21 protein-coding genes and 1 pseudogene are annotated in these 12,289 nt (G+C 52.9%); all 22 read left to right on the top strand.

The window, feature by feature from the left end; genetic code table 11:
• Positions 1-165: 165 nt before the first annotated feature.
• The 22 genes and pseudogenes from F5I99_RS07535 to F5I99_RS07435 all read left to right on the top strand — a co-directional run bounded on the left by F5I99_RS07535 (position 166) and on the right by F5I99_RS07435 (position 12,249).
• On the top strand, positions 166-996 hold the full coding sequence (locus F5I99_RS07535; protein ID WP_151054643.1) for a GPO family capsid scaffolding protein: 831 nt from the start codon (positions 166-168) through the stop codon (positions 994-996).
• Positions 997-1,050: 54 nt separating this feature from the next.
• Positions 1,051-2,067, top strand: a complete 1,017-nt coding sequence (locus F5I99_RS07530; RefSeq protein ID WP_151054641.1) for a phage major capsid protein, P2 family — start codon at positions 1,051-1,053, stop codon at positions 2,065-2,067.
• 38 nt (positions 2,068-2,105) lie between these two features.
• Positions 2,106-2,777 carry a phage terminase small subunit gene (gene gpM / locus F5I99_RS07525; protein ID WP_151054639.1) on the top strand — a complete coding sequence of 224 codons (672 nt, stop codon included), beginning with the start codon at positions 2,106-2,108 and terminating at the stop codon, positions 2,775-2,777.
• Between the two features lie 94 nt (positions 2,778-2,871).
• Complete coding sequence (locus F5I99_RS07520) at positions 2,872-3,336, top strand: head completion/stabilization protein (RefSeq protein WP_151054637.1); 465 nt, start codon at positions 2,872-2,874, stop codon at positions 3,334-3,336.
• Positions 3,336-3,548, top strand: coding sequence for a tail protein X (locus F5I99_RS07515; protein ID WP_151054635.1), 213 nt, complete (start codon positions 3,336-3,338; stop codon positions 3,546-3,548). The genes F5I99_RS07520 and F5I99_RS07515 overlap by 1 nt, the downstream gene beginning before the upstream one ends.
• A gap of 10 nt (positions 3,549-3,558) precedes the next feature.
• Positions 3,559-3,909 (top strand): putative holin, encoded by a 351-nt coding sequence (locus tag F5I99_RS07510; protein ID WP_151054633.1) that lies wholly within the window; start codon positions 3,559-3,561, stop codon positions 3,907-3,909.
• A gap of 5 nt (positions 3,910-3,914) precedes the next feature.
• Positions 3,915-4,205 (top strand): phage holin family protein, encoded by a 291-nt coding sequence (locus F5I99_RS07505; RefSeq protein ID WP_191905977.1) that lies wholly within the window; start codon positions 3,915-3,917, stop codon positions 4,203-4,205.
• Positions 4,196-5,014: an N-acetylmuramidase domain-containing protein gene (locus F5I99_RS07500; protein WP_191905976.1), complete on the top strand. Its 819-nt coding sequence runs from the start codon at positions 4,196-4,198 to the stop codon at positions 5,012-5,014. The genes F5I99_RS07505 and F5I99_RS07500 overlap by 10 nt, the downstream gene beginning before the upstream one ends.
• Positions 5,011-5,391, top strand: a pseudogene (gene lysB / locus F5I99_RS07495) (Rz-like lysis system protein LysB); the annotation flags it as partial. The gene F5I99_RS07500 and the pseudogene lysB, both read left to right, overlap by 4 nt.
• The gene (gene lysC, locus F5I99_RS19960; RefSeq protein WP_407670338.1) at positions 5,273-5,539 is read left to right on the top strand and encodes an Rz1-like lysis system protein LysC; all 267 of its coding nucleotides are present in this window, start codon (positions 5,273-5,275) and stop codon (positions 5,537-5,539) included. The pseudogene lysB and the gene lysC, both read left to right, overlap by 119 nt.
• Entirely contained in the window at positions 5,523-5,960 is a 438-nt protein-coding gene (locus F5I99_RS07490; protein WP_151054625.1) for a phage tail protein, read from the top strand. Before lysC ends, F5I99_RS07490 begins: the two co-directional genes overlap by 17 nt.
• Positions 5,953-6,396, top strand: a complete 444-nt coding sequence (locus F5I99_RS07485) for a phage virion morphogenesis protein (protein WP_151054623.1) — start codon at positions 5,953-5,955, stop codon at positions 6,394-6,396. Before F5I99_RS07490 ends, F5I99_RS07485 begins: the two co-directional genes overlap by 8 nt.
• Before the next feature lie 198 nt (positions 6,397-6,594).
• Positions 6,595-6,777: a Com family DNA-binding transcriptional regulator gene (locus F5I99_RS07480; RefSeq protein ID WP_151054621.1), complete on the top strand. Its 183-nt coding sequence runs from the start codon at positions 6,595-6,597 to the stop codon at positions 6,775-6,777.
• Complete coding sequence (locus F5I99_RS07475) at positions 6,737-7,495, top strand: DNA adenine methylase (RefSeq protein WP_151054619.1); 759 nt, start codon at positions 6,737-6,739, stop codon at positions 7,493-7,495. The genes F5I99_RS07480 and F5I99_RS07475 overlap by 41 nt, the downstream gene beginning before the upstream one ends.
• Positions 7,496-7,566: 71 nt before the next feature.
• Positions 7,567-8,076 (top strand): phage baseplate assembly protein V, encoded by a 510-nt coding sequence (locus F5I99_RS07470; protein WP_151054617.1) that lies wholly within the window; start codon positions 7,567-7,569, stop codon positions 8,074-8,076.
• Complete coding sequence (locus F5I99_RS07465; protein ID WP_151054615.1) at positions 8,073-8,420, top strand: GPW/gp25 family protein; 348 nt, start codon at positions 8,073-8,075, stop codon at positions 8,418-8,420. The genes F5I99_RS07470 and F5I99_RS07465 overlap by 4 nt, the downstream gene beginning before the upstream one ends.
• Positions 8,417-9,322 carry a baseplate assembly protein gene (locus F5I99_RS07460; RefSeq protein WP_151054612.1) on the top strand — a complete coding sequence of 302 codons (906 nt, stop codon included), beginning with the start codon at positions 8,417-8,419 and terminating at the stop codon, positions 9,320-9,322. The genes F5I99_RS07465 and F5I99_RS07460 overlap by 4 nt, the downstream gene beginning before the upstream one ends.
• Entirely contained in the window at positions 9,315-9,926 is a 612-nt protein-coding gene (locus tag F5I99_RS07455) for a phage tail protein I (protein WP_151054610.1), read from the top strand. The genes F5I99_RS07460 and F5I99_RS07455 overlap by 8 nt, the downstream gene beginning before the upstream one ends.
• Before the next feature lies 1 nt (position 9,927).
• Complete coding sequence (locus tag F5I99_RS07450) at positions 9,928-10,860, top strand: gp53-like domain-containing protein (protein WP_151054608.1); 933 nt, start codon at positions 9,928-9,930, stop codon at positions 10,858-10,860.
• A gap of 10 nt (positions 10,861-10,870) precedes the next feature.
• A complete protein-coding gene (locus F5I99_RS07445; RefSeq protein WP_151054606.1) occupies positions 10,871-11,335 on the top strand; it encodes a hypothetical protein in 465 nt (154 codons plus the stop codon).
• The gene (locus F5I99_RS07440; RefSeq protein WP_151054604.1) at positions 11,323-11,565 is read left to right on the top strand and encodes a hypothetical protein; all 243 of its coding nucleotides are present in this window, start codon (positions 11,323-11,325) and stop codon (positions 11,563-11,565) included. The genes F5I99_RS07445 and F5I99_RS07440 overlap by 13 nt, the downstream gene beginning before the upstream one ends.
• 84 nt (positions 11,566-11,649) lie before the next feature.
• Entirely contained in the window at positions 11,650-12,249 is a 600-nt protein-coding gene (locus tag F5I99_RS07435) for a hypothetical protein (RefSeq protein ID WP_151054602.1), read from the top strand.
• Positions 12,250-12,289: the final 40 nt, after the last annotated feature.

Raw genomic sequence — 12,289 nt, 5'->3', positions numbered from 1 at the left:
GCATTCATGTCGCAAGAGTATCGGTCAACGCCCCCCTCTCCCCGTCCTGCTCCGTGTAGAGCCTGGCTATACATACAGCACGAATTGAAGCCCCACGCGCATACGCCCACTCTGTGCTCATCAGCAAACAAACAGCAGCAGCTAAAACCAGATGAGGACAGACTGATGGCCAAGAAGGCTCTGAAAAGCAAATGGTTCCGAATTGGCGTCGAAGGCGACACATCGGACGGTCGAGAGATCGATGCAAAGTGGCTCGAAGAGGCCGCTAAGACCTACAATCCAGCCAAGTACGGTGCCCGCGTTAACTGTGAACACATCGTTGGTCTCTCTCCGGATAGTCCCTTCGGTGCGCTGGGCGATGTACTTGAGCTAAAAACCGAGAGCATTGAAGTTGATGGTGAACAGAAATTGGCCCTTTATGCCCGTGTTGCACCAAACGAGGACGGCCTGGCTCTGAGCAATAAAAGCAAGAAGCTGTATCCATCCATGGAACTGGATTTGGACTTTGCCAAGTCTGGTCAGGCCTATCTTGTTGGCCTTGGTATGACAGATAAACCATCCTCACTAAGCACCGAGATGATGAAATTTGCCGCCGGTGCCAATGTAAATCCGTTTAAGGACAAAAAGCAGCGTCCAGAAAACCTATTCTCTGCTGCAGTACATGGCGTTGAACTGGAATTTGAAGACAGCAATTCCATCTTTGATAAGGTGAAAGCGATGTTCAGTAAGTCTGAAGAGGCACAGTCTGAACAGCATAGTGATGTCACCGCTGCCATCGAAGAGATTGCTAAAGTCGTTGCTAACCTCCAGGAGCAGTTCTCCACCCTGAAACCTGATGGTGGGGATTACACTGAGCAGCTGGAAAAACTCAGCACCGATCTAAAGCAAGCCCAGGAAAAGATTGACAACCTGGAAACCACCCTCGACAAAACCCCAAATTTCACACAACGCCCGCCTGCTTCAGGTGGCAAAGGAGAGCTGGTAACCGACTGCTAAACAGCCGGTTACCGCTGAACGGACACAATGCCCGGAATTACTTGGAGACAGACCATGCGTAACGAAACCCGTGAAAAATTCAATGCCTACATTGGCCGCCAGGCACAGTTGAACGGCATCCCTGATGCCACTGTTAAATTCAATGCCACACCGAGTATCCAGCAGACGCTGGAAACCAAAATGCAGGAATCATCTGCCTTTCTGACCAGCATCAACATGGTGCCTGTACAAGATCAGCAGGGTGAAAAAGTAGGTGTTGGTGTGAGCACCACCATTGCCAGCAACACTGATACCACTAGCCAGGATCGTCAGACTCAGGATCCACACGAGACTGATGCAACGGGCTATCACTGCCGCCAGAACAACTTCGATACACATATCCGTTATGCCACCCTGGATATGTGGGCCAAGTTCCAGGACTTCCAGATCCGTATCCGCGATGCGATCCTGAAACGCCAGGCACTGGACCGTATGATGATCGGTTTCAATGGTACCAGCTATGCCGCCACTTCAAACCGCGCCACCAATCCATTACTACAGGACGTGAACATCGGTTGGTTGCAGAAGTACCGGGCCCATGCTGCCGCCCGTGTGATGACTGAAGGTGCCGCTGCAGGTGTAATTGCCGCCTATGCCGGTGGTGACTATGAGCATCTGGACGCACTGGTTTACGATGCACGCAGCAGCCTGCTGGAACCCTGGTATCAGGAAGATCCAGAGCTGGTAGCAATTCTTGGCCGTGATCTGTTGCACGACAAATACTTCCCGATCGTCAACCAGAACCATGCGCCAACCGAAACGCTGGCTGCAGACATGGTGATCAGTCAGAAGCGTGTAGGCGGTCTGCCTGCAGTGTCTGTACCGTTTTTCCCAGCCGACAAGATCATGATCACCCCCCTGAGCAATCTGTCTTTGTACTTCCAGGAAGGCGCACGCCGTCGTCACATCATGGACAACCCGAAACGCGACCGCATCGAAAATTACGAGTCATCCAACGACGACTACGTGGTCGAAGATTACGGCCGTGGCTGCCTGATTGAAAACATTGTCACTGTAAATCCTGCCCCTTAAGAGGGGCTGGGTTACATCACTGATCAGGAGAAACTGACATGATTTCACCCGCCAAACGTCACATGATGCGAGTCAAGGCTGCTGAAGAAGCAGCCAAAGCGGCTGAGTCAAAGGTGCGGCCAGATGCCAGCCAGTACGAATTGATGCTGGCCAAGCTTTACGAAGACAAGCGCCGTCTGAAGGGTATCGAGTCGATGAAGACCCGTGCCGCCATGAAGCGCGAGATGCTGCCCGATTACGATCCTTATATCACCGGCGTTCTGGAATCTGATGCGGGTGTCCAGGATGACGTACTTACAACCATCATGCTTTGGTGTATCGATGCAGGCGAGTATTCACAGGCACTGGCTCTGGCTGACTACGCCATGCACCACAACCTAACCATGGCCGATTCATTCAGCCGTTCGCTGCACTGTCTGCTGGCCGAGCAGTTCGCTGAGGCCGTACTGATCAGCAATGAAGCGGTACCAGAAGCCGTACTACGCCAAGTCGGTGATATGACCTTCGGGCGTGACATGCCAGACCAGGTAAAAGCCAAACTGCATAAAGCTATCGGCACCGTACTGAGTGAATCAGATCCAGCCGAAGCCATTGAGCAGCTAAAGGCCGCACTGAGCCTGGATGACAAAAGCGGCGTTAAAACCAAAATCACCCAGCTTGAAAAACAGCTCAAAAAGAACAAGTCCGACTCCGAAGGGGAGCAGGCTTAACCGAGCGTCCCAACGCGACGGGCGGCAGGAGTACTGATGCAGAGTTGACTCCAGCAGATGTACTCCTCCACCGCCCACCTAACAGGACAACATCATGACCGGATTCGTCGCCAACACACCCAGCCTCGAAGAGCCCGACATCTTAAACAGCGCCTTCTGGCCAGAAATCTCCCTGACCGACTGCCGTGCAGTAATGCGGATCGGTTCTGAGATCACCCCCGAGCGCCTGCGCGAAGCCCTGATCAACGGAATCATCGATGCCAATTCAGATCTGGCAGCCTGGCGATTCCAACAGGAACAGGCAGGCCACCCCGAGTTATCAGCGGTACCAGCCGAGCAGGTCGACAACATCAGCATCAAAGTCACCCTATACCGCCGTGCTGTTTACAACTTTGCCAAAGCTGAGTTGACCGAACGCTACCGCGATTATGACAGCACCCTGCAGGGTGGTGATCGTGCTGACAATCTGGACCCGACAATTGACCAATACCGCCGTCAGGCCATTCTGGCTATTCGCCAGATCAGTGGCCGACAGCGTACCACCGTGGAGCTTATCTGATGGGCACCCTGGTGCGAGCACAGCAAGGCGACACAGTGGATCTGATCTGCTGGCGTCACTACGGCCGCACCGGTCGTGTCACCGAGCAGGTATATGAAGCCAATCCGGGACTGTGTGAGCTCGGACCCGTCATTCCCCACGGCCACCCAATCACATTACCTGCGCTGGCAGACAGCAAACCCGTCGCCAAAACGCTGCAACTCTGGGATTAAGGAGAGCTCAATGGCAGAGCCCAGCACTACAACCGCAATCACCGTTGCCACCGGAAGCGTCGGACTCGCTGCGATCATACCTGGCATCGACGGCAACGCTCTGATCGGCGCCTTCGCCGGTGCCACCCTATTCGTTATGTCAGCAAAAGAACTGCACCACTGGATGCGTGCTATCTATCTGCTGATCAGCCTAACGATGGGCTACATTGCCGCACCTGAAATTATCAACCTGACCTTCATCAAGGAAAGCGGTGTGGCAGGTTTCGTCGGTGGGGTGTTCTGCATATCTGTCACCCTTCCCCTTGTCCGGCAAGTGGAAGACATGAACCTGATCAACCTGATTCGGGGGCTACGCAAATGAACCTAATGAATCTACTCGACCTGATCGTATTCGTCTGCAGCGCCGCAACCTGCATGCGCTTGCTCTTTTATCGCCGTGGTGCAGCCCGATTCAAACGGCACATATCACTGCTCGCCTGGTTAGTTATTGTAGTGACCGGTTCAGTGGCACTGTGCATTGTCACCGGCAAGATCAGCAGCGATCAAATTCACCCGATCGGGATCCTGATGCTGGGTGCTCTGACATTTGCAACATGGTACGCACACGGCAACATCGCTCAACTGTTACGAATGGCCAGGGGGCACCAATGGAACTGAATGACGCACAACACTGGAAGATTGGTGATGAAGGACCGGTGATTCGGATTATCCAAACCCACCTTCGCACCCAAGATTATATGATAGCGGTAGATGGTGACTTTGGCCCTGAAACCGACCGAGCTGTAAGGGAGTTTCAACAGGCACACCGATTGATAGTGGACGGCATCGTGGGCGAAAAAACCTACGAGGCATTGCTGGGTAGAGCAACTGACCACTTTCTTGGGGATGATGACATTACCCATGCAGCAGAGCTATTGGGTGTTGATCCGGCAGCAGTATATGCTGTGAAAGAGATAGAGAGCCGTGGTAATGGTTTTTTACCCGGTGGCCGTGTCGCCATACTCTATGAACGCCACATTATGCGCCGACGTCTGTTAGCTAACGGCTTTAATCGAAAAGAAGTCATCAACCTTTCTACTCGCTATCCAGTCCTGGTGAATCAGAAGACAGGCGGCTACCGAGGATTGAATGCCGAGCATTTCCGCCTCAAAAATGCACAGCAGATCCATTCACCAAGTGCCTTGGAGTCCTGCAGCTGGGGACTATTCCAGATAATGGGCTTCCACTGGCAGAACCTGGGCTTTGATAGCGTTGAAGACTTTGTCGCCCTGCAGCGCACCAGCGAAGCCAATCAGCTTGGAACCTTCGTTCGATTCATCCAGGCAGATCCGCCACTCTGGGAAGCATTGAAAGCCCAGGACTGGGCAGCGTTCGCCCGCCGCTACAATGGCCCAGGCTACAAGAAAAACCACTACGACACCCGCCTTGCTGAAGCCTATGCCCGACATCAGGAGCGTGCCGTGTGACTCGGCTGCTAATCACCGGTGCCACCATCCTTGCTCTGTTGGCAGCCAACATCTGGCAATACAACCAGGTGCAGAAACAGGCCGCGATTGCTGCCACAGCCCAGCAGTCCGCTGCCGACCGACTGGCTACCATTAAGCAGCTGCGTGCCGATGTATCCGAACGCGAGCAGGCCCGTCAGCGACTGGAATCCACCCAACAGGCCATGGCTGCCGAACTAAACACCCAGCAAATCCAGATCAGGGAGCTAAAACGTGATAATGAACAGTATCGCCAGTGGGCTGATAATCCTCTGCCTGATATCACTCGCAGGCTGCAGCAGCGGCCAACGTTTACCGGAGCCGGTGATTATTACCAGTGGCTCCTGTCCCGAGGTGAAAGTCTGCACACTGAGGGCAGCCAAGCCAGCACAGAACAATGACCTGGAAGCCGACCTGGAACGAGCCATAGAAGACTGGGCACTGTGTGCAGCTCAGATCGATGAACTGTTGATATGCCAGGAGAACGACCGTGCGAAAACCCGCTGAACTGCGTGAATGGCTACTGGCCAGCGTGCGTGACCTGAAAAACAACCCTGAGAAGCTGCAGATCTTCATCGATGCTGGCAACCTGCAGGCCCGACTGCAAGACAGCCTGCACTTTGAATACCAATACACCCTGAATCTGATCGTCACAGACTTCGCAGCCGATACCGACTATCTCATGGTGCCACTGTTAGCCTGGGTTAAAGTTGAGCAGCCTGAGATGGAACCAGATGCAATCCAGTTTGAAGCCGATATCATCGACCACAAGAAAATCGATCTCAGCATCACCCTACCCCTAACCGAGCGAGTACTGGTAACTCAGAATGAGGGTGGCAACTACACCACCACCCACGCCCCTGAGCCGGTACCGGAATGGAACCTGCCAGATCCGGAAGCACTGCAAGAGCTAAACCCAAATGACTGATCTGAATCATGTCGAACGCTGGGCCGGTGTACTCATCGAAAAGCTGGCCCCGGCAGAACGTAAGAAGCTCGCCCGATCACTGGCAACTGACCTGCGCCGTTCTACCCGAGAACGTATCACCGCACAACGTAATCCAGATGGCAGCGCCTATGCACCCAGACGAGGGCAGGCCAAGACTGGGCGTGTACGCCGCAAAGCCATGTTCCAAAAACTACGCACCACCAAATACCTCAAATCAAAATACAACGCCAAAGGCGTCAGCGTGGGCTTTTTTGATCGAATAGCTAAATTGGCCCGCGTTCATCAGTTTGGTCTACGCGATCGGATTGCCCGGCGGGGCCCACAAGTAAAATACGAACGCCGTGAACTACTCGGATTCAGTACGCAGGATGTAAACTTGATTAATGACGGTCTGATCGAACACCTAACGAGGTAACATAAAGTGATACACCAGCAACCGCTGGCATGATAAATCGAATTGATTAGGATCGAACAAGAGAGAGGAAGCGGCTCGGGATTGCGCCAACAATCACCGAACCCCGATCCACAGTGAATTGGCACTGTGAGCCAGCCAAGGCTTCCCCACCGCGTCGACACGGTACCGGAAGCCTATCAGAAACGTCTGAAGGTTCACATGCAAAAGTTAATAAGATGTAATAATTGCAACAAGCTGTTAGCAAAAGGTATTTTCCAAAAAATTGAAATTAAGTGTCCCCGCTGCAAACGGTTGATACAGTACGAGAGGGCCACGAGCTCCATTCCACAAGGAGCTAAAAATGAGCAAACCCATCGTGCCCTGGATAGGCGGCAAACGTAAACTTGCCAAGCATCTGATCCCCCTGTTTCCCGAACACCGTAGCTACTGCGAACCCTTCGCAGGGGCTGCGGCTCTGTTCTTTCTGAAGGATCCATCCAAGGCTGAAGTACTCAATGACTTGAATGGCGATATCGTCAATCTATACCGCATTGTGAAGCACCATCTGGAAGAACTTTACCGACAGTTTAAATGGACACTCTGCAGCCGCCAAAACTGGGAGCAGTTATCCAACACCCCGGTTGAAACCCTGACAGATGTACAACGTGCCGCTCGGTTTTTGTACCTGCAAAAGCTCGCATTTGGCGGCAAAGTGACAGGGCAGACATTTGGTGTCGATGCCAGCCGCGCCGCACGATTCAACATACTCAACATCGAACAAACACTGGCCGATGCCCACTACCGCTTGATGAACACCACCATTGAGCACCTCGATTGGCATAGCTGTATGCAACGATACGATCGGGAAGATGCATTATTCTATTGTGACCCACCCTATTGGCAAACAGAGGGCTACGGTATCGACTTCCCATTCAATGAATATGAAAAGCTAGCGGACCAGGCTAGAACCTGCAAAGGCAAGGTAATCATCAGCCTGAACGACCACCCTGATATCAGGGTGGTCATGGATGGTTTAAACATAACAGCGGTCGACTATGGCTACTCTCTGGCACAAAAAAGCACCCGCAAAGCCACCGAACTGATCATCTGTAATTTCTAAGGCACTTGTATAACCCCGGTCTACACACAGCCCCGCTCTACTCCCGCGCGCGGGCTGTGCATTATCGGGGTATGAATATTGCTGACCTGAACCGCCGACTCGAATCACTGATCCGCCTGGGCTCCATTGCCGAGGTGGATCACGCTGGCCGTAAGCTGCGGGTAAAAACTGGAGGACTGCTGACCGGCTGGCTGCCATGGCCTGCTGAGGTTGGCCGCAATTATCGCCGCTGGCGACCACTGCGCACCGGCACCCAGGTGGTGTTGGCCTGCCCGTCTGGAGATCCGGCGCAGGCTGTCATCATCCAGATCCTCTACACCACAGCACTCAATGCGCCCAGTGCAGATCCGGACATTGATCTGATTCAGTTCGATAATGGCAGCTATATCGAGCACAACGCAGTGAACAACACTCTGAACATCCACTGTTCTGGCGAAATAACGCTCTCTTATGAACATCTATTTATGAAAGGGCCTGTCACTCAGACAGGTGGTGATATGACCTCAGATGGCATATCGGCCCAAAACCACACCCACGGCGGTATCACACCAGGCCCAGCCAATACAGGAGAACCGGAATGACCGCCATCGGCCTGAATAAAACCACCGGCACCGGCATCGAGGCGCTTGAAGATCACATCCGCCAGAGCATCGGTGACATTCTGACAACTCCGGTAGGCTCCCGGGTGATGCGTCGCGAGTATGGCAGCGTTATCCCGGATCTGATCGACCAGCCATTGAACCAATCCACCCTGCTGCGGTTATACGCGGCCACCGCTGCAGCAGTAATGCGCTGGGAGCCCCGCTTTCAAATCAGCCGTATCAGCCTCCAGTTCAACGCACCTGCAGGCGCTACCGTGGAAGTGGTTGGCCGAGTGGGTAACACCGACATGACGACAACTGCCCGTGTAGGAGGTGGCCTGTGAGTGGCGGCTTTACTGCAATCGACCTCGCCCAGCTACCCGTTCCGGATGTAATCGAGATCATCGATTACGAGACCATCCTGGCTGATATGAAAACTGATTTGATCGCACGCGATGCGGCGCTCGTTGACACTCTGCAGCTGGAGTCTGAACCGATCGTCAAGCTGCTGCAGGTCTGTGCCTTCCGTGAGACAGTACTGCGGCAGCGTGTGAATGAAGCAGCCAAGGCCTGCATGCTGGCCTATGCGCTGGATGCTGACCTGGATAATCTAGGATCTCTGTTCGGTGTGCCTCGCCTATTGATTGATGCTGGCGATCCCAATGCAGTACCACCCGTGCCTGCCGTATACGAGGATAATGAAGATTATCGCCGACGTATCACCCTAGCACTGGAGGGATACAGCACCGCAGGACCGGAAGGCGCCTATATTTTCCACGCTCTGAGTGCTGATGGTGATGTGCTGGATGCCAGTGCGATAAGCCCTATCCCAGGGGACGTTGTTGTGACTGTGCTATCCCGCACCGGTGACGGCTCAGCCAGCCAATCCCTCCTGGATGCCGTCGACGCAACACTGTCAGCCGAATCTGTTCGCCCGCTGACCGATCACGTCATCGTGCAAAGCGCTGCCATTACCAACTACACCATTGAAGCGACCCTGTATTTCTATGCTGGCCCCGGCAGTGCGGAGGTAATGGCATCCGCTCAGGCGGCAGCCGAAGCCTACACGACCAAGCAACACGCGCTCGGCCGTGATGTCACCCTATCCGGCATTTATGCGGCATTGCATCAGCCAGGGGTCCAGCGTGTTGAACTGGCATCTCCGTTAGCCGACATCGAGGTTGACCGTCAACAGGCCACCTACTGCACCGGAATCAGCCTGACCAATGGTGGCATCGATGAGTAGCCTACTGCCCCCTAACGCCACAGACACAGAACGCGCAATCGAAGCCACCACCCAGCGCACCACCAACCTGCCGGTGCCACTGCGTACCCTGTGGAACCATGACACCTGCCCGGCGGATCTGCTGCCCTGGTTAGCCTGGTCTCTGTCTATCGACAGTTGGAAAGACTATTGGCCAGAGGCAGTAAAACGGCAGCGTATTCGTGATGCTATTGAGATCCAGCGGCGTAAGGGTACCGCCAAATCAGTGCGTGACGTGGTCAAGTCATTCGGGGGTGGGCTGGCTATGCGCGAGTGGTGGCAGAAAACCCCTGCCGGTACACCGCACACCTTTGAACTGATTCTAACCCTCGGCGGCAGCGTACCGGCCACCGCCGAGTACCAGGAAGACATCATTAACGAAGTGCGCCGGACCAAACCGGTGCGCAGTCACTTTACGTTTACAGCAGGAATATCAGCTGCAGGCGGCTTAGGCTTGGGCGGGATCCTCCGCACCGCCGTATTCGCCCGCCTAAGTCTGACCGAGAAACCATTCCAGGGCGGCATCGGATTCCAGGGTGTGATCCGTCCCGTCACCTACACCCGACTGAGCACACAAGAGGCATAACATGGTACTACAAATAACCATCACGGACGCTGGCCGTGCCGAGGTAATCAACGCCGACAACACCGGCACCGGCCCGGTCACAATCACCGAAGTCGGCCTCGGCACCGGCCAGTACAACCCAGACCCAGAGCAGCTGACACTAACCGCCGAAACCAAGCGCCTAAACACTATCGCAGGTCAAGTGGTGTCAGCGGATATCATTCACGTCACAATCAAAGATGAAACCGGCGATGCCTACACAGTCAACGAGTTCGGCCTTTACACCGACAGCGGCACCCTGTTCGCCGTTTACTCTGATCCCGAAAACCCTATCGCCCAGAAAGCAAGCGCTTCAGCACTGTTACTGGCCGTAGACATCACCCTCGGCACCCTGAATGCCAACAGCTTGACGTTTGGGGATACCAGCTTTGCCATGCCACCAGCAAGTGAGACGGTACCGGGTATTGCACAGGCTGCCACGCAGGTGGAAACCGATGAAGGAACCAATGACACCAAATTCATCACTGCTAAAAAACTCAAAAACTGGGTGAAGCAAGCTACTGAATCTGTACTGGGTATGATGAAAGTAGCGACTCAGGCTCAGACTGATGAGGGGACAGATGATACCGTCGCGGTAACTCCCAAGAAGCTGAGGTGGGGGTTTTCGATTCTGTTAGGTGGTAATGGATATATTGTTTTCCCGAGCTGGATGGGTGGGCTGATTTTTCAGTGGGGGGCAGTGGTCATTCAAAGTGGGAATTTTGTAGACGTTATTTTGCCAATAACGTTCCCCACAGGAATTTTTCGATCTACTCAAGGAACCCAAGCTATAAGTAATTTATCTTCTGCAAGATCCGTTGGACTTCAACAGATAAACACATCAACTTTGAGAGTCTATGCATACTCTACTGGTGGTGAAAACACTACAGTTGAATGGATTGCGATAGGCAAATAAGGATTAAATTATGTATTACTCAAAAACAACTAACGGGTTTTACTCCCGAACTATTCATGGCGATAAAATTCCGGAAGATGCAGTAGAAATCACAAAAGAAATACACATGTTTCTGATTGAAGGTCAGAGCCAGGGCAAAATCATCAAAGCTGACGAAAACTTTTACCCTATACTTGTAGACCCACCACCACCAACCCCAACCAAAATCCAAGCAGGGTTTGAATCTGACATTCAGCAGCGCCTCGATGACTTCGCAAGAACACGAAACTACTCCGGCATAATGTCCGCATGCACCTACGCCACCAGCACAGTGCCGAAGTTCGCTACCGAGGGCCAGCACTGTGTAAACCTGCGCGATGCAACCTGGGCAGCGGCCTATCAGCTACTTGATGAAGTCCTTGCGGGCACCCGTCCCATGCCCAGCAGCATCGCTGACATTGAATCTGATCTGCCGGTACTGGAATGGCCAGAGTAATCACCCAACTCCTACGGATCGCCGCCTGGTTCAGCCAGACGGTGAATCTGTGGCTGCTGCTCGGGCACCATGACCAAACTGTCAGCGCACGGTGCTGGGTCAACCGGCACCGGCCTGGCTGGCGTACCGCTTATCGCGTGATCAATGCTGTTTTCTTCTGGCAGGACGATCATTGTTATACCAGTCATTTGCAGGATGTTGAGTTTGCTATGCAGATTCAGCAGCATTGATATACTTGGTAGTTAGAGCACACCAAATGCTTTTTATGTCGCTGTGTTATCATTCATAAATGAATCAAAGGCAAAGGAACTAACATGTCGACTTTACGCAAATGCTTACGCTCTTGGTATCTTAGAAACAGTCCGTTCTTAGCATTTTGCTTGGTGTTAGTGTCGCTTTTTTTCGTAATAAAAACCTTTTGCACTGAAACTGAACCATCCCTTTTAATCGCTGGTTTAACTCTGCAACTGTTGGGTATTTTGATTACATTTATAGGTATTCTCGATATTAGAAAAGAGTTCAATCGACCTGGCTTCTGGGAACTTATCAAAGGACTTTTTAGATTTAAAAGTAGAACCGTGTACGGTATCGGATCCGGTAATCTAAATATGCTCGCTGCAACGGTTACTGCCTCAAAAGCTGAACCAACTACCGGAAGCTCCAAAGAAGATGTGAATGCTGAAAACATTTATCGTCTATTTAACATGGTTCATGAGGATAGGCATCAAGCCCAGATGTTACTTGAGCAACTACGCAATATAGAAAAACGCATTGACGCCGAAGTCCTCCCAAAAGTGGGCCAAATCAGTCAGCAAACCGAACGCATTCACATATCAGGTTCTGGTTTAACTCTCATGGGTTTGGGTTGGGTGGCCATTGGTGTGATTTGCTCTGCAATACCTTCTTTTCTATAGCCTCTCACCTGTAAAACCCCCTCCTACACGCCCCGCCGCT

This window comes from Nitrincola iocasae (assembly GCF_008727795.1).
Classification (GTDB): domain Bacteria; phylum Pseudomonadota; class Gammaproteobacteria; order Pseudomonadales; family Balneatricaceae; genus Nitrincola; species Nitrincola iocasae.
This window is presented reverse-complemented; position numbering and strand designations above follow the sequence as displayed.

Bases quoted from the DNA above. Each gene is read 5' to 3' on its own strand.
- F5I99_RS07535 (WP_151054643.1), top strand. From the start codon at position 166: ATGGCCAAGAAGGCTCTGAAAAGCAAATGGTTCCGAATTGGCGTCGAA.
- F5I99_RS07530 (WP_151054641.1), top strand. From the start codon at position 1,051: ATGCGTAACGAAACCCGTGAAAAATTCAATGCCTACATTGGCCGCCAG.
- gpM (WP_151054639.1), top strand. From the start codon at position 2,106: ATGATTTCACCCGCCAAACGTCACATGATGCGAGTCAAGGCTGCTGAA.
- F5I99_RS07520 (WP_151054637.1), top strand. From the start codon at position 2,872: ATGACCGGATTCGTCGCCAACACACCCAGCCTCGAAGAGCCCGACATC.
- F5I99_RS07515 (WP_151054635.1), top strand. From the start codon at position 3,336: ATGGGCACCCTGGTGCGAGCACAGCAAGGCGACACAGTGGATCTGATC.
- F5I99_RS07510 (WP_151054633.1), top strand. From the start codon at position 3,559: ATGGCAGAGCCCAGCACTACAACCGCAATCACCGTTGCCACCGGAAGC.
- F5I99_RS07505 (WP_191905977.1), top strand. From the start codon at position 3,915: ATGAATCTACTCGACCTGATCGTATTCGTCTGCAGCGCCGCAACCTGC.
- F5I99_RS07500 (WP_191905976.1), top strand. From the start codon at position 4,196: ATGGAACTGAATGACGCACAACACTGGAAGATTGGTGATGAAGGACCG.
- lysC (WP_407670338.1), top strand. From the start codon at position 5,273: ATGAACAGTATCGCCAGTGGGCTGATAATCCTCTGCCTGATATCACTC.
- F5I99_RS07485 (WP_151054623.1), top strand. From the start codon at position 5,953: ATGACTGATCTGAATCATGTCGAACGCTGGGCCGGTGTACTCATCGAA.
- F5I99_RS07480 (WP_151054621.1), top strand. From the start codon at position 6,595: ATGCAAAAGTTAATAAGATGTAATAATTGCAACAAGCTGTTAGCAAAA.
- F5I99_RS07475 (WP_151054619.1), top strand. From the start codon at position 6,737: ATGAGCAAACCCATCGTGCCCTGGATAGGCGGCAAACGTAAACTTGCC.
- F5I99_RS07470 (WP_151054617.1), top strand. From the start codon at position 7,567: ATGAATATTGCTGACCTGAACCGCCGACTCGAATCACTGATCCGCCTG.
- F5I99_RS07465 (WP_151054615.1), top strand. From the start codon at position 8,073: ATGACCGCCATCGGCCTGAATAAAACCACCGGCACCGGCATCGAGGCG.
- F5I99_RS07455 (WP_151054610.1), top strand. From the start codon at position 9,315: ATGAGTAGCCTACTGCCCCCTAACGCCACAGACACAGAACGCGCAATC.
- F5I99_RS07450 (WP_151054608.1), top strand. From the start codon at position 9,928: ATGGTACTACAAATAACCATCACGGACGCTGGCCGTGCCGAGGTAATC.
- F5I99_RS07445 (WP_151054606.1), top strand. From the start codon at position 10,871: ATGTATTACTCAAAAACAACTAACGGGTTTTACTCCCGAACTATTCAT.
- F5I99_RS07440 (WP_151054604.1), top strand. From the start codon at position 11,323: ATGGCCAGAGTAATCACCCAACTCCTACGGATCGCCGCCTGGTTCAGC.
- F5I99_RS07435 (WP_151054602.1), top strand. From the start codon at position 11,650: ATGTCGACTTTACGCAAATGCTTACGCTCTTGGTATCTTAGAAACAGT.